Genomic DNA, 24,452 nt, shown 5'->3' with positions numbered 1-24,452 from the left:
CATCAAGCTGCCGCCCCCCGTGCCTGCATCACCTCGGTGCAGAATGCGACCAACTCTTCATGGCTTCCGCCAGAGCTCTCAATTCGGGGGCGGCGGTTAAGCTCCAAGTCCTCCACGGTCTCTACGATCTTCCGCGACAGGTCCCATTCAGATCGATAGAGCACTTCGTTGAGCACTGCAATCGTGTCAAATGCCAAGAATTGGAAGTTTCCATAGACAATATGGCGAAACAGCTCCTCCCCACCCTCGTCACCGGCTTCCGCATACCACCCCGCATAGTCGTCCACTTGAGCGCCGATGGCATCGTAGAAGAAGAGCCGCTGAATCCAGCTTTTGGAAAACAGATCACCAGGCTTCATTGCGACCAGGCGCGTCCGATCAAACTCTGCGAAGTACCCCTCGTAGTTTCCAGCAATACTGCCCTCGATCAGGGGTACATCCTTGCCCTTTGCAATCGCGGACTTTGCCATACGCTTGGCCATAACCCCTTGCCGACGTCGAGCGTCCGTTCGGCTCAGATAGCTCGACCGGTCAAGGCGACCCGGTGTTGTCGAGTCGGCGAACTCCCAGACATGCTTAAGGCCTGCGCAATCACCGGCAGCGATCAAGGCGCTCAGGTTGTGATCGAGTTCCTTGTGCCAGGCCCACCCACCGGAGCAGGTCACTGCATATCTGCAGGTCCCACATGCGTCGTAAGGCATGCGGTGTCGCAACACATATTCTGGGGTGTTGTTGAAAATGGCTTTTTCGGCGAATCGGGGATCGTGCACCGACAGCGTCTGAGTGGGAAACACTGACTCTGCTCCCGTGTAGCTAGAGTTGAACGTGACCTGACCGTTTGGCTCGACTTCGATGTCGTAGGTGTCATTGCCTGGATAGTGATAGTGCTCACCAGACCGAACCGCCGCCCGCATCTCGATCAAAGGGCTAATGGTGACGCCTTTGGGTACCAACGCATTCAGCTCAAGGAGGTATTCCGAAACCTCACCGTATGTGCAGGTGTTCAAGAAGTAGCTTTTGCCACTGCCGGCGGGATAAAGCATGTCGCAACTGATATCTGTGATACCGCGGCTGACAAACTCGTCGACGATGAATTGGGGGCCGCGATTGATGACGCCACGGCTCATCGTGATGCACAGGGTTTTACCTTTGATCCCCGTAATGGCTTCAAGAGTCGCGAAGTAACGTGGGAGTAGCTTGTCGTTCTTCAGGAAACGATTGGTGTCGGGCTCCCATGGGACAAAGATATCGATCCCATTGCCAAACTCACGTCCTACCCGGTTCAGGAGCTCGATATAGCCCTGATCTTTGAATATCAGGTTGGTGCACCAGATCAACGATGCTTCAGCGTCGTAGAGAGCCTCCCAAGAGCGCATGGTCTTCAGCGTCCAGGGCAGGTTTCGCTCCCAGTAAGCCAGCGGCATCATCGACAGCTCACCGCCGAGCAGCTCAACGTTGATCTTCGATACCTTTTTGTCCTTACAGAACAGTTCTTCAACCCGCTGATAAGCAGCCCGGTAGGTGGCCTCGTCCATCATCAACTTGTCGCGCAATAGGGCGGGATCGATGTAGCAATGTGTGCAGCTGAGGTTGCACAGCCTGGTCGGCGCGATGCAGACATTCAGCATGTCGAGGGCGTTATGCACTGAGCACCTCCCCTGTAGTGGTTATGCGCACCTTGGTACCGGTCAACTCACCAGCCCCACTGAAGCCAATTACGTGAGGGATATTCAGTCGACGGGCATGCTGTAAAAGATGCGAAAGCGAGGATCCTGCACTGACCACGAGTGCTCCAACCTTGGGTAGCGTTGCCAGATGGCGCATGTCCGTGTTTTCGAGGTACAAGGCAGCGCCTGGGACGAATGTTTCCGGTGTCGTCAGTTGCAACTCCAGCCCTGCCCGTGGCACGCCCCAGACGACGGAATTGCTCAGACCGGGACCTCTTTGTTCATCAGTGAGGAAATCTCGAACTCTGCGAGGTGTGTTGCCCAGCACGCCCGAATGCGCAGATTCCCCTCTATAGGTGGACAGCCGGGACAACAGTGCGTCCGATGCTCCACGCACGGCCAGCTCATTGATTGCCGGGCGCAAGCGACCCAGTTCAATCATCATGGTTACTGCACATTGATCTTTGATCCAAGCAAGGGGGGAGTTCACGGTCTGTATAACGGGTGAAACTAGTTCTGCGTCGACTGCGGGCCCTTGAGATGGGGAAAAGGTCGCAACCGAGGCGTAACCGCCTGCATCAACGTAGGCATCAATCTCCGATTCAGAGAGCCCTGCGATCTCGGAACCAATCACAGTCGACGACAATGCACGGCTGAATCCGATCGCCGTCCTCTCGTTCTTCAATTCAAGTGCAGTGGTGCAAATCCGGCTAAATCGGCCGTACAGGTCAGCAATCTGTCCCAACTCTGCTGCCACAACGAGTGCCAAGTGTTCAGTCGGGGCCGTTGTTGAGATCTGAATGGTTTCTCTGTGAGCTTTGCGCTTCTCATCTGCGCCCTCAAAAGCAGCAAGCAAAAGCTCACCAGGCACGTGAATAAAAGCTCTCCGTGGTAGACCATCCAAGACACGTACGATGTCGACAAGCTGCAAAGCGCGAGCGGCGAGGTAGCCTCTTTGACGAATAAACCTTACCCCGCCAATTGAACACTGATCACCAGGGGCCGCCATGGCAGAGACAACGGCTGCTCCGAGAGACGTCTCGTGCTCTACTGGACTCGCGACATATTTCGGCCGGGGAAGGCCGTTCCGAGTCTCGTAACCCATCAGTCGATTCAGCGCCGGCCGACCGAGTATGTCAGTGCTCACCTGGAGAACAGTTAGTTCGCCCCGGGTTGATATCGCCCACTCAATAGTTGTTGCACCCACGTCTCGGTATAGGCCGAATAGGGCGGCACGAACCTTCTTGGTCCTTCTGTCTAGGCCTCGAGAGGTCCAAACGGGAGCTTCAAACCTTTGAGTTGAACCGGTACCGGCAGTGACGGCGTCACTTTCACCGCCTTCGCAGATGAAGAGATGACCATCTGTCCCCGTCCCAAACATGGCGACGCCAAAGACCTGGTTCTCGAGCAAAGGCTGGATCAAGCAGCACGACGTCTCGCCAGCTGCACTGATCTGGGCATGCACGGTGCGAATCGCATCCCGAACAGCCTCCTCACCCTCCGCTCGGATCGAATCGTAGACACCAACCGTAAATGCGGTTGAGCTTTCAGACTGCGCCGCAGATCTAACGATTACCGGAGATTTGGTAACCCATTTTGGCAGGTGATCCGTCAATGGATTGGTGACAACAAAGCCTTGCTCAACTGGATAGCCCAGTTCCGAAGCACGCTGAAGCAGCGCGATCTTGGCGGGAAGCTTCGCATCACGGTCATCTCGGCTGAAGGTCCTACCGGCCTTCATACGGCGTACCAGTAACCATCCCGCGATTGCCCCAACAATTGGGGCAATGGACATCAGGTCATCGCTGACCCAGATCTGAGTGGTTTCTACATATGCGACCCACAGGACATAGGAGAGCGACGTTGAGCCGATGAATACCGCCCACTTAAGCGCCAGGGTCCGTACCTGTGTGGCAATGACCGCGCCGGCAAAGCAAGTCAGCACGTTGAGCCAAAGCACCCATGCCTGAGAGCCCGGCACAAACTCAAAGACTTCGCCGATTGCTCGAATGAATTTGTTCTGGACCCCTGCAACGAAAACCTGTGTCGGATCAATCAGGTCTTGGTCGGTCAGCAGTGCGCGATTGAAAAGCTCAGGCTGGGTATCAATTCCTAGCCATTTGACGCCGCTGCCACTCAAAACTTCCCCGGCCAAAATGGAGTGGTAGAAGGTCCGGCGATCATAGGCAAGGCCTAAGTACCGTTTGCTGCGGTCCAGCTTGGATAGTGCATCTGCGAGCTCGCCCTTGGCCACCGTCTCCATGTCGATATGGTCTGTCCGGGGTAACTGGTTTTTGGTACGGGCCCAGTCAACTTTAGGTTGGAAATCCAGAAAGCGAACGTCATCCCCCCCCAGCACATAGCTCATGGTTTCATCAGCACCGATGTATCGATCTGCGTTTTTGTACGGCCTGAAGTAAGCAGGCTTCACCAACAGCTCTTCCCGGGTGGGCTGCATGAAGTAAGCGTCGATCCCCCGGGCTCGAAGCATGTCCAACAGAATCCAGGTGTCCCCTGAGTAATGGCTCTCAGCGGCTGTAATGAGAACAGTCTTGCCTTCCATGCGTGCGGCGATGGCATCTGCCCCTGAGAGGAAGACAGGGAGGCTTACGGTGAGCCCATGCATCCACCCATAGTTCAAGAACTCATCTGGATTCGTGGTGCTCAAGATCTCAGGGGAATGAGCCTTCTTGAACTTGGGTACATCCGCTGGCAACACAGCGTGGGAGTCGCCTATCACCGCCAAGTGGTCCCAAGCGAACTCATTGAGCGCATTCGCTCCCCCTTCGAGGAATCGAATGTGGGTTCCATGCAGTTTGTTCAGGGCATCGGCAACTGCCGAAGCGGTCGTGCCTCGCTCATCTACGAGAACTATCGACTGCCCTTTCTCAGCTAGGGCAACGATCGGGTCCGGGTTCTCGTGGATCTGGGTGGCAGTCGCGCCGAAACCAAAGTCTTTGAACATCTGTGGCTCAAGATCTACTCGAATTACCCGAACCGCCCGCTTACTCAACTGCCCATAGAATTCTGCCGGGGTCATCCGGCTTGGGGATGCAGCTTGCTCATCAGGGCTGACATAGGGGTATGGAATGTCAGTTGAACGGTGTGCCGGCGCTCCCAGGCTTTGGGTGTTGGTCAGGATTGCTTCACGATTGTCAGAAGCCCAGAGGTCACAGATCACCGCACTGACCGATGCCCCCGTAATGCAGATAGCAACCAGGACTATCCTTGGAAGTCGCCAGAGCTTCACGCCGACGTAGATGAGCAGCGCCACCAAAAGCATCGGGAGAAATGCGGTACCGAGAGCAAAGGCCCCAGCGCCCCCTAAAATGATTGGAAAAGCATTGGCCTGCATTGCGAGCAGGCTAAGCAGCAGCAACCAACTTCGGCTCATACGAGCACCTCACACTTCTCGTGGAAGTTGCAAATGACCGCTTCACGGCCTCCAATCGTTTTGGCCGTCGGAGCGATACGCCGTAGATAGGCTATGGAGTCGACGGTAAGAACGCTGGGACGTTGCTTTTCTGCGAGCGCAGCAATATCAGCCGGCGCTCGACGCCCTATTGCCCACATGATCAAGTCTTCGAACTTGTACGAGACCTCAAGACCTGAGCCCATTTTCGTGAATCCAACGTCTACAGAAGTCGGCAACGTCATCCAGGACGTGAGCGCTAGCGCGTCAATCACATACCGAGCAAATGGGGTTGTTGCCGACTCACGAATTACCGCCCAGACCAGCTCATCGCTAAAAGCAAGGCCGTGGTAATTCCCCGCGAGCGAATGTGCAAGGATTGATAGGCGCTCATGGAAAGCCGAAAAGGAGCCTGCTGCGAACAGCACCTGTTTCTGCAGTCGATCGTAGAACCACATGCGCTGACGTGGTGAGCAGCCGAACAGAGGGCCTGGTTCAACTACGACTCTGGAAGCTCGCTTGATGGCCTCGAAATAGCCTTCGTAATCGTCTAGGAAATCCGCCTCTCTCATCGGAGTGGATTGATCCGATGCGGCGGCTTTACGCGCCTGCGCTCTCTTGATGCGGCGCTTGTTGCCGTACTGGGTTACCCCTACCTCATCAAAGTTGTCAGCCGCTTGCTTCTCCCACAACTGATAGAACCCGGGGCAACTGAACTCCGTAGGGGGTGATTCCATCAACGCCCCCACCGTCTCTGGTGGTAGTGCCTTGTGGGGGTACCAGCCGGAGTTGCAGGCCTGCAGGAACCGGCAGTCTCTACAGAAATCATGCTCATAGCTGAGCTTGTTATCCAGCTCGCTGTTGTTGCCCCACACCACCTTGAGCGCCGCATTGGTGTCATGGGCATTCAGGTTTATATAGGGTTTAACCGCCTCGGTGCCGGTCTGATTCGGGTTCAGGGATAGCTCACCTCGCTGATCCCAGTGGAACTCATAGGCATCATTAAGCGTGTTCTGGGATCGGGACAGCGTATGAAGGGATTTCTTCATGTCATCCATATGGTCGACGGTCAAACCGAAAGGTTTACCGATCTCGGCCAATGTCTGGATGTACTGTGCGACATCCCGGTACTGGGGTTGAGCTCTGTCGAAATAGGCTTTACCGGAGCCCCACGGGAAGATCATGTCGCATGTTGCGTCGGTCACACCGCGCTTAACGAAGGTATCGATGATGTACTGGGGCCCCAGGTCGATAAGCCCTTGTCCCATAACGAGCACCAGGTTGAGCATGTTGCAGTCACCTAGCGCTTCGATCCGCTCAAGATATTTGGGCAGAATCGCCATGCCCCGCCCGAAGCGCCCACTTTCAGGACCTTCGAACGGGATAGCGATATCCATGGCCGGATGCCCCTTGAACTCTCGCAACAAACCTAAATACCGATCGTCCTTCCACATGAGGTTCGAGCAGAAGGTGAACTCGGTCTGTATTCCGATTCGGTTGAGCTCTTCGATTTGTCCGAGGACCCAAGGCAGGTTTCGTTCCCAGAACTCGAACGGCATCAGCGTCGCTTCTCCACCCAGCACGTCAAGGTGCAGGTAGCTGACGGACTGATCCAGATGGAAGGCTTCGATGATGACTTCAACAGCCTTACGAAACGTCGCCTCGTCGATATATTCCTTGCGCCGCAGCAGCTCAGGCTGGATGTAGCAATGCTTACAAGCCAGGTTGCAGTTGAGATTCGTCGAGATGGTGGTGGACATCATCTCGATCGAACGGTTACGCGGAAGGTCGAAGGGCTGAATATTCATGCCCTAATAGTGGATAGCGACTGCCCCAAATCTCGTACTTTCCAGTAAAAAATCGCACTTCTGCTGAGCGATTTCTTCGAGGCAAACGTCAGTTCATCAGACGTCTGCGCTCGATTCGATCCCTGGCTAAAGCTTCGAGGTGAAGATGATGGGCTAGCTGGCCGATGATGGGATGTGAATTGCCCCAATCATGTTCATTTCCGCTCCTGCGGCCGTAACGAAGCACCCAACGAACCAGTTCAGTGTTGTGCCCGGCGACCAGAAGATCCTCATGTGACAATCCGATCGACGAAGCACCCTGTTCCGCCCTGAGCAGAAGATCTGCTAATGGATCCCCCAATGAGGAATCTACCCATTGCCAGATTGCCAATGCATCAACCTCAACAGTCGGCAGGTCTGAGTACACAACGTGCTCAATAAAGACTCGACGTTCCTTCTGGCTAATCTCCTGAAGCGTGGAGGCTGGCACAACAGTTTGAGTGTCTACTGCCTGGTAGGCCCATAGTCGCTCAATCAGTGGCTTACCAAATGCTCCACCAGCAACAACCGTCACCCGCCCACCCTTGGAATCCTGGAGCCATTCCGAGAAGTGTTGACCATCGCCATCCGGTTCATCGCATGAAACCGGAATGTGACTATCCTTGCGCGATTGCGCGACAAGAGACCTCATCTCGGAAAGGTGTCTGGCCTGGACAGGATCGAATGAGCCATGCCGCGCCTTAACCTTTGTCCACAGCTGCTTGTAGCCCGGGCAATCACCCTGATCCCAAGGTCGCACATCCGCGGGCTCAGCAACACGGTAGTGGTACCAGCCGCCGGCACAGGCAGAGTGAAACTCACACTGGAAGCAGTAACTGTGGTACCGGGAAAGCTTGTTATCGAGCTCCTGAGTGTTGTCAGCCAATACCCGATAAGCCCAATCCTCATCGCCTACATAGATCTTCCGCTCACCAAGCGCTGCCTCGGCAGTGGTCTGGTTAGCGTTGAAGGTTGTAAGCCCATCAGGCTCGACGGCCAGGTCATATCTGAAATTCCCAATGCACTGATAGCTGGTCCCTCGAAATACGGCACCTGACATCTCATCCGCCGGCGTGAAGGTGATGCCCGGAGGTGCTATCTCGAACAGCCTGCAGAGGTAGTCACTCATCTCCTTGAAGGAGACCATGTTCGGTTGCCAGAACGTGCGTCCGGACCCATATGGGGAGATCATTTTGATGCTGAAATCGGTGATACCCAAGGGCAGGAAAGTTTCCAGCAGATAGTCAGGCCCCATCGCTACCGTTGTCTTGGTGAGGATGACATCGAGAATTTTCTGCTTCGCTTTAATGGCGCGGACAGTCTCCGACCATGCGCCCATGAGCTTCATGTTCTTCCCGAAGCGATTTGTATCGGGCTCCCAAGAGGTGTAGATGGCCATCTCAGGCCAGTCCCCGTAGCGATTGAATAGGTCGACGTAATCGGCCCTATGCTTATCGTTTGCGAAGATCAGATTGGTGAGTACGTTGATCGACCCCGGAGTTTTGAAGCCTGCGTTGAACTCGCGGCATCGATTCAGTGCATAGGGCAGATTCCGCTCCCAATACTCAACGGGCAGCTTTGTGATCTCCCCACCAATGAGCTCCCACTCCACTTCTTCTAGCCCACTATCCAAAGCCACCAGTTCGGCGACACTATCAAAGACTGCCCGGAACACCGACTCCTCCATCTGAGTTGGGTTCGCAAGTTCTGCCGGGTCTATGTAGCAGTGTGTACAACGTCTGTTGCACCACCGGGTGGCAGTGATGCTGATGTTGGCCTGGTTTACGCGAGAAGCTTTATGCACTTTGCACCTGCCGCAGAGAATCCCAAAGAGTCCCACCTCCGGCGCATTCACCGGACCCATCAAACACAGGCACGTGTGCAGGCCCGCCACCGCAGTAGCTGACATGAGTGCAGTCACGACATGCTCTTACGCGCTTACGTTCATGAAGGACGCGGCTGAGTCGGTTCCTTGAGGTGATCATCTCATCAAGCGAAGTCGTGTGGAGATTTCCCAGAAAGGTGTCTGCCAGGTCAGAATACAGGGGGTTGGTCGTAACCATACCGTCCGGGTTCAGAGTAAGAAAACGGTCTTCTGAAAGTACATTGAACTGCATGTTCTGAACTCCCACCTGCTGCTCAAACGCCCCAATGGAAATTCCAGCTTCACGCAACCTGGGGTAGTGCTGATTCCTCAATTCGCTTAAAAAACTCCAAGCGTCCTGATAGGGCACAGTTAGCGGTAGCGCCGGGGTTGTCGAGGGGTGGTAAATCGGTGCGTACAAGAATTTTGCGAAGTCGACGGAGATGTCGAATTCCCAAGCCCGACAACCGCTTCGATAGATCACATCGGCGAGGGTGGCAGCCCCTCGGCGAATTGTCTCAATGTTTAGCTCTACGTTGACGACGCAACGGATGCCGGCTTCCCAAAACTTGCTCAAACCCTCGAAGAATTTGGTTTGGTAGGCATTCTCGGAACCGGCCAGGTTGAATTTGTGACCAAGGGCATAGGTCGTTTCTACTCGCCCACTAAACTCCGACTTCACCATGTCGACCAGCCAGGCGGGTACCGAAAAGCAGTTGGTAACCATGGTTTGGCTGGCCTCTGGCAAGGTTCGCCGGGCGGCATCAACCAATAGCTGCATGGCCTGGGACCCAATAACTGTTGGTTCGCCCCCTTCCCAGATGAGAGTGCTGTCGCGGTCGTGCCAAAAATCTGAATCGAGAAAGCGCTCAAGGAGGGTTACGCTTAATCGCTCCTTGGCAGAACGGTGCTCTTCCGTCAGATAGCAGCGCTTGCAGTCGACATTGCACTGTCGAGTAACGTTGATGAACCCTACAGCCTCTGAACGCATCACTAGACCTTAGAGCTGGCAGCGGCAGCTGCCAGCGGTTGCTTATCCGACTGCGATTAAGCCACTTGGAGGAGTTGGCTTAGGAGGGGTTGGAGGTGGGGGTGGGTCGATCGTTCCACCGGCCTCAAGAATCACCTGTGCAAAAGTAGCGAGCTCGCCGGCGGCCAATGCAGCGACTTTTGGTTCTACACCCACTGCATTAGCAAGTCGGAATGCTGCGGCGCTCGGTTGAGTAGTTCCTCGGTCAAGATTGATGCGTTCCTTGAGTTGGGTCGACTCCTCAATTGATGCCCAAAGCGTCTTAAGCGCGTCTTGGCCACCGATAACTGATCCAGCCATGAGGCAGATCGCATTCGCCAATGCAGCCTGCTTCGCATTCGGCGAACGAACCCGCTTACCATTTAGCTGGTCAGTACTCTCCTCACCAGGCTCCACCAGCTGAACTGCTTTCGAAGCATTTTCAGCACCAGTTTCGGCATCTGAGCCATCGACAATAGGTTCAGGATCAGCCGGGGGGGCCGGCGGTAAGTACTTGTCGAGCACAGTATGGATGGAGTTTTTGAGCTCAAATAGTAGCCCAGCAGCGTCAGCAACCCTGAGGTCTGTAACCTCAGCCAGAATCCGGATCATGTTGGGGATTGGTGTGCGGCTGTCGAGCTCAGATTCCAGAATTGCCGCGCGAGCCTCCCGGAATTGCAGGTTCTTCAGATGCAGAGCTTTTACGGTCTGCTCAAGCAGCTCTTTTTTGAAGTCCGGACCCAGAACCTCATACACCACTTCCTCAATGCAGGTTTTGACGTGATCCATTACTGGCTCAGACATCGCATCTGTGTAGAGCAGGTTCATCATGTCGTCTGTCGAAATGACAGCTGGTTTGTAGCCAAGCTCCGCATACAGCAGATATTCCATGTACCCGTCGATCGGCGAGACACGGATATTGCTATTCGCACTGGTCAAGGAAATGCGGCCGTAGTCACGGATCAAGTCACAGTAGGCAGCAATGTCCTCATTGACGACTGTTGCATTCGCTGGCGGCAGCAAATTGATTCCAAAGCCAGCTGATTCGGCCTGATTGAGAATTTCCTGGGTGTCGACTGTCGTGTTGAAGGGCACGTCAATCGTACCCGCCGCCGCGGTGCCACCCGTAGCCAGAATAAGGCTGAACTCGAAGTTCTCACTCAGCATCGTCGGGTCGTTCTCGTCTGCCTGCACCAGCAAACCGATTGAACGAGCATCGAGAGGGATGTGGTTAAGCTGCTCATCGCAGACCACTGCCTGATAGGCAACATTTTTGCGTGGTTTCTCAGCACCCTCTTCCCGGATCAGCCGGTGTTGTTCCTGGAACGTCTCCCGTAACTCCGAGACCTTCTTGTTGAAGACGAAGGTATACCGATATTCCTCCGGTATTGACTCATCGTCACGGTCCGCCGGCGCTGCAAATTGAACATCGCTCTGAGGTGCAAGCACGCTAGCTGGGGTTGCCGCACCAGGTTCAGAATTGTCAGCTTTGCCCGCGTCTTCAGTGTCATCAGGCGTGGCGTTCAGACCGAAGAGTCGCTTCAGCCCTTTGAAGGACAAAAAATTCTTCATGTCTGTTACCGCCAGCCACGCGCGCCATGGCACGCCCCGTGACAAGCACCGTGGCAAGCGCTATGGCAATAGCCCCAGTCGCCGACGTTGGTGGAGTCCATGTCCTTGGCAGTTGCCGTCGTAGCCAGCAGCATATTGTCGATCTGGGGGACAGCATCGTATGTCACAACGCTATTCAGAGTATCGGCATGACGCTCGACCATAGGCTTGATTGGATTCATCTCAAGCAGATTTCGCATTTTGGAAACCTGTGAATCACTCTCCAGTTCAGCCTGGGTTTCGTTAATGGTGAATCTGGTCGACACGTTATTGAATGCCGCCACGGCAATGGCGCTGACAGCCATAGTGGCCAACACCCGATTGGGTGTGAATTTGCTCATTTTGCCTTCTCTCCAGAATTTCAACGCGGCCGATAGGCCGACTACTCACCCATTGCCGTACAGGGCGGACTTGGATGTAGCATTAACTCGATTATTCGTCGTTCATCACTGCTTGCTGATTCTGCATCGGACTCAGAGAGGCTGACGGGTATGGCGCGATAGTACATACCTGTCTTCAAAAGACGAAGCCAAAATGACGGCCCAAAATTCTGAGAAGGATTTGCTGTGTGCTTACCCGCCGATCGCTATCAACGAAGGTTGATCTGATAGGGCAATCTGCTCATTAATCAACCGAAATGCTGTGTACCCGCCGGCGCATTCGCCGCTCTCATCTGCCCGCGGCGTAGCCATACAGCCTGAGCTACAAATAGGCTTGAACTGGCAATCGTGGCAATCGAGCTGGCGTACCTCACGCTTGTCCTGAAGGTGCTCAGGATCTGCAACTGCGGCACCCACAGCATTTCGATTGTTGGATTCAGAGGTCAGAGCGGTACAAGCCTTGTAATACCCCCCGTCATCGAACGTATGGAAGCGTGTATCGCACGCTCCTGATAGACAGCCGTATCCGCCATGCTCGCCACGCCTTAAGCGCCGCACGCTCTCCATGAGCCCATCGAGAGGGGATATGTGTAGATCCTGCATGTGGTCGCGGGGAGTCTCGACATACCGTGAGTAGGCCATTGCGAACCTGGCGATCCACATACTGTACTGACGGTTGCTCACTCCAATCCTGTCCCAATTGGATATTGCATATCCGGTTCGTGTCAGACGCTCGAAATGAACATGACGCAGTCCCTTGGAGCGCAAGAACTCGATCAGATCAGCAGGATTGCGATATTTCTCCATGAGGATTCGGGTCGTTGTTATGACCATGTATGGCTCAAGCCCTGCTGACTGCAAAGCTTGAAGATTCTCCCAAAACCTCAATTCGAAATCCGCGTTGGATTCAGGCTTACTCGCCTTAGTGCGTCGTATGACCGGATCCCAGGACACGCCTACTACACCATTGAAGAACTCTCGATAGAGGTCGGCCCAGCGACCGTCGAATGTCATCAGGTTGGTCTGGAGCGAAAACTCGACGTTGTATTCGCATAGTTCAGAGCGGAGATACACCACCACCTTCCGCATAAACTCAACACCGACGAGCGTTGGTTCGCCGCCATGCATCTGAAAGAGGATGGTATTGCCGGGCGCGGCGAAGGTGCGGACCTTTGCGGGGATTGCTTCCACATGCTCCCAGTCCATCCGTTTCGGATTGTTGGGGATAAAGCAATGCTCACAGTGGAGATTGCAGGCCTCAATTAGACGGACATAAACCATGTGGTCAAAAGCTGGGGCGCCGATACTCACTGAATTCGCTCAATGCCGTAGGTGTAAGGGTCGTAGCGGAAAATGCCAGCAGCCGCGAGATAGGCTGAGGCAAGGCGAAAGCCATCATGGCCACTCAGAAACTCTTTAACGTGCAAAAGATGCGTGCGGTAACCTGCGCATTCACCTTGCCCCGTATGCACCTGGTGCGATGTGATGGGACATCCTGACTTGCACCAGGTACGGAATTCGCATTTACGACAGTGGTTTTCGACGTGCTCTATGAACTGAACCTTGATCCATCCCTGTCTGGCGGGACTCGCTTGGAATGCATCAACCCCGTCATGGACTTTTGGCCACTTGTCGACCTCATACTCCATACGGTCAGGGCAGCTGTTTAGGCTACCGTCCGGGTTGATGACCAGAAAATCGCGCTGGCAGGTACCACCCCAGCGCTCTCCGGGTTGGGCATTCATGACACCTGCGATAGAGGCACCCACGGCATTGTTCGTGACACAGGTTCCTGTCTCTCTCAAATCAACGACAGAGAGGTCAAACAACTCTCGCAGGAAGGCCGCATGCTCATGATTGTCAGGCCGATCGGCGTCGATACCCTGGCTGTTGTAGCGCTCGATGTTGAAGTGATGGAATCCGTTGAGTTTGAACCAACTGTAGATTTCGCTCGCACGGGCCATCTCACCTCGCGTCGGAACCATGACCGGCCCAACTTGCAGGCCATTTGAGCGCGCCAATTCAACCTTCTCCATCCAGAGCTCCGCATACCGCTCAGAAGACCCCTGAATAGTTCGCCCCGAAAAGTCGATGGATGAGCCAACAAAAGACCCGCACCGCTCGTGCAAGAACCTTAGATGACTGGGCCTTAACGGGATCAATGACGTCTGAATTGATTCTTGAATTTCGAGATTGCTGAGCCCAGCACGCACAGCATCAGAGAACTCGTATAGAGCCTCTGCTGTCATCGTCAACGGCTCACCTCCGTGGTAGAGAATCGACACTCTTTCGTGCCCCTCGCGTGCCGCGAGATCACGGATCAGCTGAAGTGAGTGCTCCAAGGTCTCGGGAGACATCCGTGTTTTGTTAGCCCTGACATCCTCAGGCAGGTAACAAAAATCGCATCCCACATTGCAGTAGTTTGTCGGCTTCAAGTACACCTGTAACATCAGGACACCATCGCCAAAGCATCGACACGTGCGCGAGCATCGGCCGGTGTGATGCCTAGCTTGAGTAAGAGGTTGTCCGCCTCACCAGACAGCACGGACTGCTTTAGCCTGGCGAACACCATTTTCCAGCTCTCACAGTATCCAAACTTCCCCCCCATCCCTCGGTCGAAGAGAACCGAGTCGCGAGCGCAGCCCCCCTCACATTCCGAAAAATGCTCGCAGCTTTTGCAGTCCACAGGGAACTTGAACTGCCGCCGCATGATTTCTTTCGATGCTGAGGAGGCCGCTAGCGCAGGAACAATTTCAGCAGGAGGATAAAATTTGACTTCGACTGGCGTTGCAGCGGAAACCTCACCCGTGAGGATATTCCCAAAGCGGTAACGTTCATCGCCGAGGTCGCTAAATTCGCTGCAGTTGTACACGGACCCATCCGGATCGATAGTCAGGAATTTCCCGCCGCACGACTTCGTCCACGGACACAGTGTGCTGCGGTACCCCGCTACTTTCTGAAGCATCTGGTCCAGCGGTGTGATGTTGAAAGCCGGTAGATCGGTGATCCAACGATCATATAGATCAATCAGCATCTGCCCATACGTTCCAGGTTTGATCAACATGCCAGAATCGCGGACCCGGCCGGCAGGGTAGGCATAGTTCAGTCGGATGTCGAAGCCGTACACGCCATACGCTTTTGCGAGGTTGTACATTTCCAATGCAGCTGGAGCTGCGCCCTCGTCATATACCCCAATGACTAATGGGCGAAAGCCGTCACCGATGGCCGAATCCATGGCCCGCCAAAATAGCCGATCGTAAGTATCAGCCGACCCTTTAACAGTTCGATACCGTTTATAGGGATCGAAGCTGGTAGAAATGCGCCCCTCAAAGACGGTCTCGAACACATCCTTCCAACGAGATGACTTGTAGCCTAAAAGGTTGGTCTGAATCGCGAATTTGATACCCGAGTGCCGTTGCCTGGCGTATTCAGCGCACTGGATGAAAAACTCAGGGCCCATCAGCATCGGCTCTCCCCCGTGCCAGATCCACTGGACGTTAGGGGTGAACGAGTCGAGGAGGCGATCGAACATCTTCTGAAATTCAGAAAATGTCCATCCAGGGTTGCCATCGGGAGGTGCCGAGCAGTACGTACAGTCTGCGTTGCACTCTTTAGTGGGCTTGGCAATGATGACGGAATACGGCACGGGTCATGAACCTATGGTGGCTGGCGGATGTCATTTCAGAGCGTTATGGGTAGTAGCAGTAAACATCTACTAGAGAGTCGAGCTTGTTGCGCTCATCGGCGTTACCCCAGATGTCCGTCTGGACAATCCACATGCTGCCGTTATCAATCAGCCGATACACAAAGCCAAAGATACCGTTGCCAGATACACCAGCTTCGTAGCCACCAGACATCATCCCCGGCCTTAGAGAGGCTTTAGGCACGCCGCCGTTTGAGCACGTAGGCTTTATAACGCCCCAGCCGTGCCTGACCAGATATGTTCCCTTCTGAACGTAGTTCGGAAGTAGATCCGTTAGCAGCGCGTTGTTGCGATTCCTGATCCTGATGTCGTCTACGGTTAGAGTATTTGTCGCAGCGATGCTCACATCCCCGGACGCTGAAGCAAGGTTCAGTGCACCATTCTGAGCAATGATGGTGGGATTTGCCTTCGAGAGCTCTATGTCGCCACCTTCAGCAATGGTCTGCTGGCCCATCAGCAATGCAGTCCGCATCCGATTATCTTCGGGATCACCAGTTGCAATCCGAGTGAGCTTCGCGTCGAGGGCCGGCTCCGATCCAGGGACGCCAATCGTGCTTTTAATCGTGTGATTTGCGGCGTCCGTAATGGTGGTCGCGGGCAAACCGTTCGCGACATCGCCGTCCCAGTCTTCAATGATGTTCTGGGTGACACTGAAGGTATAGGTCGTGCACTGGGTACTGATCGCTGAGTTGTACTTGTTCTTATCCCCTACTCCGGACAGCATGGGCGGTACGGTGCCTTCAAGAACGTTTTTTGCATTCGAGCACGTTGAGTTGCCTGGCCACGCACCATTTTTCATTCGATACGTTCTCGCTGCGTCAAGCACCGCCTGAGTTTCCTGTACGGTGAGGCTCGCGCGCTTCTCATTTATCGATTCCATCAGCTTCGGAACAGAATAAACGGCGATTAGCGCGAGGATAGCGAGCACGACCGAAAGCTCGATGAGCGTGAAGCCTGCCTGGCCTTGGCTTTTGCTGAGGTCAGCGTGTTTCTTCATCGTGCAACATCCGTTTTTGGTTAACAACCCAGGCTGGGTAAGCAGAATTACGGGGTCTCGTGGAAACAATGACTCTGGTCTTTCCGGCGATAGTCTCTGTGTCATAACCACCGTAATTGTTTTGCAGGAACGGCAGATCAACCGCGACATAGCATCGGGCCGCGTCGAATTTGACCAAAATTTGGCTATTCAACGGGTTCAGATCAGGAAGGTTGTAGTCCTTAGTCAGCTTCGCCTGCAGCGTTGCAGTGGAGGACCAATTGTCCAGCGAGCCATAGGTATGGCTGTACACCCCATTGGCAGCAACGGTAGTACTCAGTGCCTTGGTACGGGCAATGTCACAGATTTGAAGGACCATTCGGGCCTGGTCTAGTGATGCATCTACCTTTGCCTCTGTCACCCGCTCGAGAGACGGCGGCAATATTGCAGCCGTAAGGATGGCAATAATCGCTAAGACAAAAATGATCTCGATGAGGGTAAAACCCTCTTGTCCGCGGCGCATCTTCACATCTGCTTCAGAGCGGAGTTGAGGTTCACGATGGGCATGTAGAAGCCGATGGCAAACATCATGATGGTCAGGATCATCATGGCAAATCCAACCATGGACGCTGCTCGACTAACTCGCGCGGAATATTCCAAGTAGTAGGCACGTAACGCTTCGCTGAGATTTGACAGAATCATGTCCCTTCCCGCCGGACCTTGGTCTTCAAAGCCTTGGAGGTTTTGGTGAATGATTGGGGGCCATTCGGGGCTGTCGAAAACGTCGGAGAGTTGACGACCCTCGTTCAAACGCTCCGATGCCTCTTGATAGAGCCGATGGGTCAACCCCTTGGAACGGGTGGCCAGAAATCGAAAGCTCTGGAGGTTGTTGAAGCCATTTGCAAACAAGAGTTGGTAGGTGGTGACAAAATCCAGCCCCCGAGAAATTTTCATCCGATCGTTGATGAATGACATGACCGGGAAGGTTCGAATGTTGTCCCAGATTTTTTCACGGAAAACATAAATTGCAGCGATACCCGCGAGCATGAATACAAAATACTGCGTGTATGCCATGTGCAAAAACATGATCACTTTACTGAGTGTATTGAGTTGCAACGGGATACGTTGGACCTCGATGAAATCATGCATTGTTCCACCCGCCCACAGTGGAATACCGACCATAAAAAGGAGGCCCAGAATGGTGTACAGCAAACCCTGCTGCATGGCCTTACCAAATTCTTTCTTGGCGTTGATTCGTTCCTGAATAGCCCTACCTGCGCGGAAAAGCGATTCAGCAAGCTTGCCTGCTTTGTCGCCCGCATCGGCAATCAGAATCGCCGTCTCGTCAAACCGCAGCTTTGTGAAGTACTCCTTTGGCGTCTCGCATTGGTCCAATTCTGCAAAAGACAAACCTAGGCGGCCATAGTCCACCGATTCCTTGATCGCTTTTGAGATGGTTTTACCCGACGCAATTTTGGAGCCAATTGCGGAGAGCATTAACACCTGCTCAACAGGTGGAAACCTCTTCTCAAAAGCGGCCTTCACCGCACCAAGGTGATCTACTTTCACTTGCTGGATAAAGGCCGGAGGTCGACCGAATAGAGAAATGGCTTGCTCGCGACTCTCGGCCTTGATTGACGAAGAGGTCTCAATAGACCCTGATTCTCCGATGTAGCGAATCTGCCAGTAAGCCATCTCTCAAACCTCGATCAGTTGCAGCGGTAAGCGACGGCGATCTGGGTAGTACCGCTCGCAGTTGCGGATTGGACGTTGTTGGTCTTGCCCAAAGCCGTAGCCATGTCGGCCGCGGTGTTGTCGTCAGTCGAGTCGATGGTGTAATTGATGGTCACCAGGTTCGAGGTCACCGACGCAACCGACCAATCTGTGTTCCAGACGGTAGTGGTAGGCAGGCCGCGCTCCAAAAGCAGAGCTTTGGTGATCGTGGTGGTGCTGCACGTGTTGGTCCGGGAAACCTGGCGAGTAATTGCCGACGGGAAATCTTTTTCGAGCTGGGTCAACGCAGTGCTGTATTTGGCGTCTTCTTTGTTCTGCAGCAGACCTGGCAAGATAAAAGCTGCCAGCATTGCAACAATCGCAATGGCGATCACGATCTCGAGCAGAGTGAAACCTTTTTGCTTGCGGATGCCTGCGTGAAGAACACGTGTTTGGTGTGTCATCTGGGAGTTGCCTCGGTGGTTTAATGCTGGGTTCGACTCAGGCCTGACCTATCAGACCTTTAGTGTTTGTGCTGCGTGTAATACCGCCGAGGCGGCCTTTCTCTGCCCGCTGGCCGAGCCGGCTGTTTGGGCATCATTGGTGCTGACCTAGCCCATCACCGTTAATTCTGTGATAAGCCAACCGGTGAGATTGTCGGAGATGTTTTGGACGAACGCTATCCAAAACACCCCCTCCAAATTCAGCCTTGATATCCGACTTATACGGAGGGCTAGAGCTGTGGTTGCTTTCGAATGTCGGTGGTTTGAACGCTAGAAAGGTGGGCACCGCTTTGTGTCGCTACCCTGCCGGACTTATTAGCGCCGACCCTGTCGGTCATGTACGGACGGAGATTTCGCTCTAGCTCAACAAAGCTGGTTACGCCCTGCTTTACTAGCCGCAACCCATCGTCCCAGAGATCCAGGAACGACCCGTCAGCAATAGCGTTTCTGCGCAACACACTTGGGCTCACTCCCGACAGGATTGCTTCCTGAACCTCAGGAGTGAATTCAAGGATTTCGAGAATGCCAGCACGACCTTTCATGCCCCCTGACTCCTCACCGCAGGTAGCACAGCCTTTCGGATTGGCCTTGAAGAGCAAAGCGTTGGTATCCCCACCAAAGATTGGGTTTTGACCATATGTCCGAGCTTCGTCGACGTTGTCTTTAAGGCGGTACTCGATCTTGCAATCACGACAGAGTCGGCGCACGAGACGCTGCGCAGCGAAAGCAGAGGTATTGGCGGCAATGATGTCGGACGGGACGTCCATCCGTTCTAGTCGGCCGATAGACTCGTGGGCGTTGTTTGTGTGGAGAGTTGTCAACACAAGGTGACCTGTCATCGCAGCCTTGTATCCAAGGTCAGCAGTCTCGTCGTCGCGCATCTCACCGACATAGATAACGTCAGGGTCCTGACGCAACAGAGATCGAAGCGCATCAGCGAACGTCAGCTGCTTGCCGCACTCCGTGTGAGTCATACCCTCATGCGTGATCTCAACGGGTTCTTCAATCGTGTGATAGTTGCGATCTGGGTTGTTGCGATAGGCGTTAACCAGGATGGCACTGCACGTTGTGGTTTTGCCCGAACCGGTTGGGCCAGTCAAAGCGATCAAGCCGTTCGGCTGACCGCTTAGCCGCCTGAAGATCCTGTAGTTACGATCTGAAAGATTCAGTGCCTCCAATATCGCCAGTGACGTATCGTTGCCCAGTAGTCGCATTACGATTTTCAGCGCTTTATCAACACCACGCTGAACGGGGATCGAGCTCAGGCGAATGCTGATTTTCTTGTTGCCTGTGAGCTCGAAGCTGAACTTCCCGTCTTGGGGAGTACCTGTCTCAAGCGTCATGTTGCAAAGCGTTTCGATCGCAACGCGACACACGGAATCGTGAAAGCCATTGGGATAGGTTCGCTGCGTTCGCAAGTCGCCATCAATACGATACCGAACCTGAATACGGTCGCCTTGGGTAGGCTGAAGATGGATGTCGGTGGCGCCTTTCGCGGCAGCATCGCGAAGCATGTCCTCAATTCGCTTCCTTGCGATTACCTTTGCTGCTTCGCCATCGGCGGCGACCACGTCTTCATCATCAATATCAGTATTTCTTAGGCTGTCGAGCCTTGCAGCTCCAATCACTCCAATCCGGAGTTCGCCAGTGTGCTTGAGGGTCCCATCAGTTTTCTTCTGCCTTGCCCAGGCAAGTGCGCGACCGATGCTTCGCTCATCCATTGGGTTCGTTAAAAACACAATGCCATCGTAGACGCAAAAGTTTTCAGAGCTGTCAGGCATTAAAGCTTTTCTGCCTACTTCAACTTCAAAGAAAGCTGGTTTGCCTAATGTGGCCGCAACTGCTGAGACCACAGCGTCCTCGTTGTTCGCCATCCGAGTAATGTCCGGAATAATCGAATCAACGGTTTCTGCGGTCGGAAGGGACTGTGCCTGAGTGGGCAAGATCTTGCCCTCCGACACCAAGTGATGAAGAATTCTTTTTTGCTGTAGCTCGATGTGTTTGGATCTTTCATCGGTCATGATCAGTCGTCCGCGTAGCGCTTAGATGAAGTCCAGTCGATCGATACCACCTGGGTCCCTTTCGGGCCTTTCAGGTAGGCCTTATCAACCGAGAACCGCGTCAGGGTAAGGTCGTAGACCTTCTCTCCAACTCGAACCAAGCGATCACCATCACTCGTTCTCAGGATCACCGAATCGCCGCGAACTTGCTGAAGTGCCAATACCTTCTTTTCTTCGTCGCTCGATGCGGGTTGCTTTTGAGGCTCCGTCTTTACAACTGCTGCAGGGCCAGGCATAGGCGGACGCTGCTGGTTGAAAGGACTTCCGTTAGAAGGCACGGAGCCACTCATTGTCGGTTGGTCGAGCATAAACGGCATCGCGTTTGGAACGATTGGTGAACCTGATGCGCTCTGGAATGGGTTTGTTTCAGGCGCTCTACCCTGCTTCCGTACTTCAACACCAAGTCTCTGAATGCTCTCAACGCCCAAAGGGTTACCATCTGAGTCGACAATAAACCCTGCATCAGACATCTTTTTATAAGATTCAGCCATATCAGCCTGAACCTTTAATTGGTTGCGCTTATACTCCATGGTTGTCATGGTCTTTTCGCGGTCGAGTACTTGGTCAGCATCATCCGCATGCGACACGGTGGATAAGACGCTTGCTATTGCGCAAAGGGCAAAACCATTAAAGAACTTCATCTCAAGTCCCTACGACTGTAATATTTAACTTCATGATTCCGCCCGAGATCGTGTAGTCATACAAGAACGTCGGAACCTCAGATTGAATCTTTGCGGCGACCCCAATAACGGCTCGTGGGCTGCCACTTAATTGTGACGGCCAGTTCCGAAGCGGACCTGAATAGGAATTGGTTTGTTCGCCCTTTGTCTGATCATCGAGTGCTTTAAACTCGACACCATTAATGACGGCAGTAGCGCGGGCGATGCGCCAGGAGCCTTCCAGCTTAGGCAGCACAGGAAGCTTGTTGATCGAATCAATGTCGTTTTGCAGTCCACTGTTTACTCGATCAATTTGCTTGTAATCGTTGGGCAATTTCCGCCCCTCACCCAAGGTCATTGTCACCTTTAGGCCAGCAAACGCCACGGCAAGAATTACCAGATACATCGCACCGGTAAAGATTGGTTCTGCGTGGGCCTTATTTGCCTTACCCCGCAGACTACGCTTCAAGAAAGAAATGTTAATGAGAAACTCCCTGGGCATCTGGCGACACCGTCAGCAAATAGCCCATTTGCGGAGTCAGCTCCGCGGTTACACCTGGAATTTTGGCCGAGAGGTCTGCTGGGTAATTTGGTCTTGTGAGGAAAATGTGTCCAGTTGTGAACCCATTGGTGTGACCGGCCGCAGTTGGTGTTGAAATCTTAGGGTCAAACGCAAGGACCTTATCGATTCGGCCAATAACCTCAGAATTATCCGGACGCACTGGCAAGCGTTCTTTCAGGAGAGCTGATGAACGAGCATCTAGATCCTGGCTGAGCTGCTTCTTTGTTTTGTATTCAGCCAGATTCATCCGATAGATCGAATACATGGCATAGTTGTAACCCACGGCTGCCACAGCGATAACTGTGCAGATACAGAGAGTCAAGTACCATCGCTTTGTACGCTCGTGCTGTTTCTTTGAGAACAGCTCTACCCGAGTGAAAGCGGGTGTAAGAGGCAGCTTCAGCTCAGCGAGATCGACTCGAATTCGTTTCGCTGCTCCAAGGTCGATTCCGTAGAGCTCAGCAGAATAGTTATCGGTGTACTCTGAAGACCGCTTAATGTTTACAGGGTTTTCATAGTCTGTGTTCTGCTCCATCTGCAGGTAGATACCACCAGTCTCGCTGGTAGGAAAAACCACAACCTCGTCCCCCAACGGGACGAGATTGTTTGCAAACAAAACCTGCCACAGCCCGTACACGTTCGTACCCGGAAAATTTTCCCGGAGAGTACGCAGCTCATTCTCATCGATGTAGATCGGGGGGCGGCCGTCGGGCCCCGCTTGCTCGACAACCGTAAACACCTCGGCGTCACGACCTGTCGACAGCGCAGCACTACCGATCGTGTCACGAAAGATGATGACATCTTCACCATCGATCGTAATCGGCATCCCTAGCTGAAGTTCGGACATCACAAAGCACCTTCAACCAAGGTTGGAGTAACAACCAACACCAGCTCGCGACGCTCCAGTTGATTGTTGATACCTTGTGTAAGCGGGTTCAATACCGCCTTGGTCACTAGGTTCTGCCATGGCAGCTGGCGAAGAGCTTCGTTCATTCGCTTGGTGATCAAACCGCCAAGGTGCACAGACTGCCCAGAGGAGGTAATAAGCTGGGTACTGAATTCCTTGAGGTTGACCCGAGGTGTATTGAACGAGTAGTCGCCGATTTGAATCGTGTCTGGGTCGTTGAGGTTGGAAATCACTGGCCATACGTCAACCAGCAACTGGTCATTGTCCAGCACTCGAACCGTTACGCTAAGCGTCACACCGACTTTCAAGCGGCCGAGCTTCGGCGTAACCGTAACGTTCCCGCTTTCATCCTGGGACTGCTCGACATCAACGATATAGGTCAGCTCCTCCCCTGCGTAGATCTGCGCTGGGACGCCGTTACGTACCGTGATGTTCGGCTGATCTTTCAACTCGACGCGGCCATACTGCTCAAGGAATTTGACCAGAGCTTTAGCGGTGACCTTGGACGAGCTGTAGGTGCCTTGAACGTTCCAGAAAGGGTCATCGCTCGTAGGCGAAGTATTGAAGAAGTTCAGACCCAGAGGGTTGCCACTAACGGTGGAGTTGACCAGGAGGTTCCAGTCGATACCTTTCTGTTTTCCGTCCGTCAGGAGTACATCGTAGGCTTCGACCTGGACGTTCACTACCTTCGTAGATTCAGCGATTGCCCGCTGGAAGTAGCGATCAAGGACTTTCATCTTCGAGGGCTTACCGCCGGCAGTGACGATGCCTACCGAACGAATCCCTTCAATGTATGGAGGGATATCTTCAGAATCGCCCAAACTGCCAGGAAGGGTCATCGGAGTCTGAACATCGAAATTCAGTCCCGAGCTTTGCATATTCGAAGAACCGCCCGGAGTGCTGCCGCCACGGCCGCCGCCGAGTGACGTGCTGTCGGATGCGCCTACATATCGACCACCTGCGGAGCCGCTTTTTTCAGCCGCCGCACCAATGATCTTGCGTGCACCATCCATAATCTTGGTCCATTCATCTTCCGACAAAGTGAACCCAATTACGTTACCAGTCGATGAGCCTGTTTCTTTGTTGTCATCGTCGCTGTCACCGGCTTTCGCACCACGTGTTTGGGTTGATGCGATAACGTTGTTTACGTTGCGTGTTGACGCAAAGGCAGCAAGGTTCCACTCACGAGTTTCAAAGTTGCTGACGATGATCCGATTTCCCTCAATCTTGATGTCAAGATCCCGGGTTCCCTCGATGTATTCGATGAAATCGGAAAGTTGCATCCCGCTTGCAGCGACGTCGATCGTATCGTTCAGATTCACCTTCCCGCGGGGGATGATCGAATACCCAGGCAGGGTTTCTGCCAGCACCGAACGAAGTGGCATCGCTTTCTGCGTTAGGAACACCGGACGACGTTTTGCGGCGTCCTCCGTACGTATCTCGCGGACGTAGGTGCTCCCACGCAGAGCCTGCATCTTGTCGTGGGCTTCAGGACGAAGCGCCGCGTGCTGGGACTCTGGTGAAAATTCAAATTGATTCTGGCAACCGAGCAGCCCGGAAGCCAGTGTCAGTGCAAGTACGATGTGCTTGAGCTTCATTT

At 53.8% G+C, this 24,452-nt stretch carries 19 protein-coding genes; all 19 read right to left on the bottom strand.

Annotated elements, in window-relative coordinates; genetic code table 11:
- Positions 1-2: 2 nt before the first annotated feature.
- Entirely contained in the window at positions 3-1,646 is a 1,644-nt protein-coding gene (locus AC07V9_RS07400) for a radical SAM protein (protein WP_495015076.1), read from the bottom strand.
- Positions 1,639-5,061, bottom strand: coding sequence for a PEP-utilizing enzyme (locus AC07V9_RS07395; protein ID WP_495015075.1), 3,423 nt, complete (start codon positions 5,059-5,061; stop codon positions 1,639-1,641). The genes AC07V9_RS07400 and AC07V9_RS07395 overlap by 8 nt, the downstream gene beginning before the upstream one ends.
- Positions 5,058-6,887 (bottom strand): radical SAM protein, encoded by a 1,830-nt coding sequence (locus AC07V9_RS07390; protein WP_495015074.1) that lies wholly within the window; start codon positions 6,885-6,887, stop codon positions 5,058-5,060. The genes AC07V9_RS07395 and AC07V9_RS07390 overlap by 4 nt, the downstream gene beginning before the upstream one ends.
- A gap of 88 nt (positions 6,888-6,975) precedes the next feature.
- A complete protein-coding gene (locus AC07V9_RS07385) occupies positions 6,976-8,580 on the bottom strand; it encodes a radical SAM protein (protein ID WP_495015073.1) in 1,605 nt (534 codons plus the stop codon).
- 121 nt (positions 8,581-8,701) lie between these two features.
- Positions 8,702-9,760, bottom strand: a complete 1,059-nt coding sequence (locus tag AC07V9_RS07380; RefSeq protein ID WP_495015072.1) for a radical SAM protein — start codon at positions 9,758-9,760, stop codon at positions 8,702-8,704.
- Between the two features lie 42 nt (positions 9,761-9,802).
- Positions 9,803-11,350, bottom strand: coding sequence for a hypothetical protein (locus AC07V9_RS07375; RefSeq protein ID WP_495015071.1), 1,548 nt, complete (start codon positions 11,348-11,350; stop codon positions 9,803-9,805).
- A 5-nt stretch (positions 11,351-11,355) separates the two neighbouring features.
- Positions 11,356-11,730, bottom strand: a complete 375-nt coding sequence (locus tag AC07V9_RS07370) for a hypothetical protein (RefSeq protein ID WP_495015070.1) — start codon at positions 11,728-11,730, stop codon at positions 11,356-11,358.
- Between the two features lie 231 nt (positions 11,731-11,961).
- Positions 11,962-13,080: a radical SAM protein gene (locus AC07V9_RS07365; RefSeq protein ID WP_495015069.1), complete on the bottom strand. Its 1,119-nt coding sequence runs from the start codon at positions 13,078-13,080 to the stop codon at positions 11,962-11,964.
- A complete protein-coding gene (locus AC07V9_RS07360; RefSeq protein WP_495015068.1) occupies positions 13,077-14,219 on the bottom strand; it encodes a radical SAM protein in 1,143 nt (380 codons plus the stop codon). The genes AC07V9_RS07365 and AC07V9_RS07360 overlap by 4 nt, the downstream gene beginning before the upstream one ends.
- Positions 14,219-15,415, bottom strand: coding sequence for a radical SAM protein (locus AC07V9_RS07355; RefSeq protein WP_495015067.1), 1,197 nt, complete (start codon positions 15,413-15,415; stop codon positions 14,219-14,221). Before AC07V9_RS07355 ends, AC07V9_RS07360 begins: the two co-directional genes overlap by 1 nt.
- Before the next feature lie 43 nt (positions 15,416-15,458).
- Positions 15,459-16,469 carry a type II secretion system protein gene (locus AC07V9_RS07350; RefSeq protein ID WP_495015066.1) on the bottom strand — a complete coding sequence of 337 codons (1,011 nt, stop codon included), beginning with the start codon at positions 16,467-16,469 and terminating at the stop codon, positions 15,459-15,461.
- Entirely contained in the window at positions 16,453-16,971 is a 519-nt protein-coding gene (locus AC07V9_RS07345) for a prepilin-type N-terminal cleavage/methylation domain-containing protein (protein ID WP_495015065.1), read from the bottom strand. Before AC07V9_RS07345 ends, AC07V9_RS07350 begins: the two co-directional genes overlap by 17 nt.
- 2 nt (positions 16,972-16,973) lie before the next feature.
- On the bottom strand, positions 16,974-18,143 hold the full coding sequence (locus tag AC07V9_RS07340; RefSeq protein ID WP_495015064.1) for a type II secretion system F family protein: 1,170 nt from the start codon (positions 18,141-18,143) through the stop codon (positions 16,974-16,976).
- 14 nt (positions 18,144-18,157) lie between these two features.
- On the bottom strand, positions 18,158-18,625 hold the full coding sequence (locus AC07V9_RS07335) for a type II secretion system protein (protein ID WP_495015063.1): 468 nt from the start codon (positions 18,623-18,625) through the stop codon (positions 18,158-18,160).
- A gap of 269 nt (positions 18,626-18,894) precedes the next feature.
- Positions 18,895-20,685 carry a GspE/PulE family protein gene (locus AC07V9_RS07330; protein WP_495015062.1) on the bottom strand — a complete coding sequence of 597 codons (1,791 nt, stop codon included), beginning with the start codon at positions 20,683-20,685 and terminating at the stop codon, positions 18,895-18,897.
- A gap of 2 nt (positions 20,686-20,687) precedes the next feature.
- A complete protein-coding gene (locus AC07V9_RS07325; RefSeq protein WP_495015061.1) occupies positions 20,688-21,365 on the bottom strand; it encodes a hypothetical protein in 678 nt (225 codons plus the stop codon).
- Position 21,366: 1 nt separating this feature from the next.
- Positions 21,367-21,885: a hypothetical protein gene (locus AC07V9_RS07320; RefSeq protein ID WP_495015060.1), complete on the bottom strand. Its 519-nt coding sequence runs from the start codon at positions 21,883-21,885 to the stop codon at positions 21,367-21,369.
- The gene (locus AC07V9_RS07315; RefSeq protein WP_495015059.1) at positions 21,863-22,792 is read right to left on the bottom strand and encodes a hypothetical protein; all 930 of its coding nucleotides are present in this window, start codon (positions 22,790-22,792) and stop codon (positions 21,863-21,865) included. Before AC07V9_RS07315 ends, AC07V9_RS07320 begins: the two co-directional genes overlap by 23 nt.
- Positions 22,792-24,450: a type II secretion system protein GspD gene (locus AC07V9_RS07310; RefSeq protein WP_495015058.1), complete on the bottom strand. Its 1,659-nt coding sequence runs from the start codon at positions 24,448-24,450 to the stop codon at positions 22,792-22,794. The genes AC07V9_RS07315 and AC07V9_RS07310 overlap by 1 nt, the downstream gene beginning before the upstream one ends.
- Positions 24,451-24,452 lie beyond the last annotated feature (2 nt).

It is taken from the genome of Pseudomonas sp. GW821-FHT02A11, assembly GCF_059421985.1.
This window is presented reverse-complemented; position numbering and strand designations above follow the sequence as displayed.

Excerpts from the sequence above, each read along its gene's own strand:
- AC07V9_RS07395 (WP_495015075.1), bottom strand. The coding sequence starts at position 5,061 with ATGAGCCGAAGTTGGTTGCTGCTGCTTAGCCTGCTCGCAATGCAGGCC.
- AC07V9_RS07390 (WP_495015074.1), bottom strand. The coding sequence starts at position 6,887 with ATGAATATTCAGCCCTTCGACCTTCCGCGTAACCGTTCGATCGAGATG.
- AC07V9_RS07380 (WP_495015072.1), bottom strand. The coding sequence starts at position 9,760 with ATGCGTTCAGAGGCTGTAGGGTTCATCAACGTTACTCGACAGTGCAAT.
- AC07V9_RS07375 (WP_495015071.1), bottom strand. The coding sequence starts at position 11,350 with ATGAAGAATTTTTTGTCCTTCAAAGGGCTGAAGCGACTCTTCGGTCTG.
- AC07V9_RS07370 (WP_495015070.1), bottom strand. The coding sequence starts at position 11,730 with ATGAGCAAATTCACACCCAATCGGGTGTTGGCCACTATGGCTGTCAGC.
- AC07V9_RS07360 (WP_495015068.1), bottom strand. The coding sequence starts at position 14,219 with ATGTTACAGGTGTACTTGAAGCCGACAAACTACTGCAATGTGGGATGC.
- AC07V9_RS07350 (WP_495015066.1), bottom strand. The coding sequence starts at position 16,469 with ATGAAGAAACACGCTGACCTCAGCAAAAGCCAAGGCCAGGCAGGCTTC.
- AC07V9_RS07345 (WP_495015065.1), bottom strand. The coding sequence starts at position 16,971 with ATGCGCCGCGGACAAGAGGGTTTTACCCTCATCGAGATCATTTTTGTC.
- AC07V9_RS07340 (WP_495015064.1), bottom strand. The coding sequence starts at position 18,143 with ATGGCTTACTGGCAGATTCGCTACATCGGAGAATCAGGGTCTATTGAG.
- AC07V9_RS07335 (WP_495015063.1), bottom strand. The coding sequence starts at position 18,625 with ATGACACACCAAACACGTGTTCTTCACGCAGGCATCCGCAAGCAAAAA.
- AC07V9_RS07330 (WP_495015062.1), bottom strand. The coding sequence starts at position 20,685 with ATGACCGATGAAAGATCCAAACACATCGAGCTACAGCAAAAAAGAATT.
- AC07V9_RS07325 (WP_495015061.1), bottom strand. The coding sequence starts at position 21,365 with ATGAAGTTCTTTAATGGTTTTGCCCTTTGCGCAATAGCAAGCGTCTTA.
- AC07V9_RS07320 (WP_495015060.1), bottom strand. The coding sequence starts at position 21,885 with ATGCCCAGGGAGTTTCTCATTAACATTTCTTTCTTGAAGCGTAGTCTG.
- AC07V9_RS07315 (WP_495015059.1), bottom strand. The coding sequence starts at position 22,792 with ATGTCCGAACTTCAGCTAGGGATGCCGATTACGATCGATGGTGAAGAT.
- AC07V9_RS07310 (WP_495015058.1), bottom strand. The coding sequence starts at position 24,450 with ATGAAGCTCAAGCACATCGTACTTGCACTGACACTGGCTTCCGGGCTG.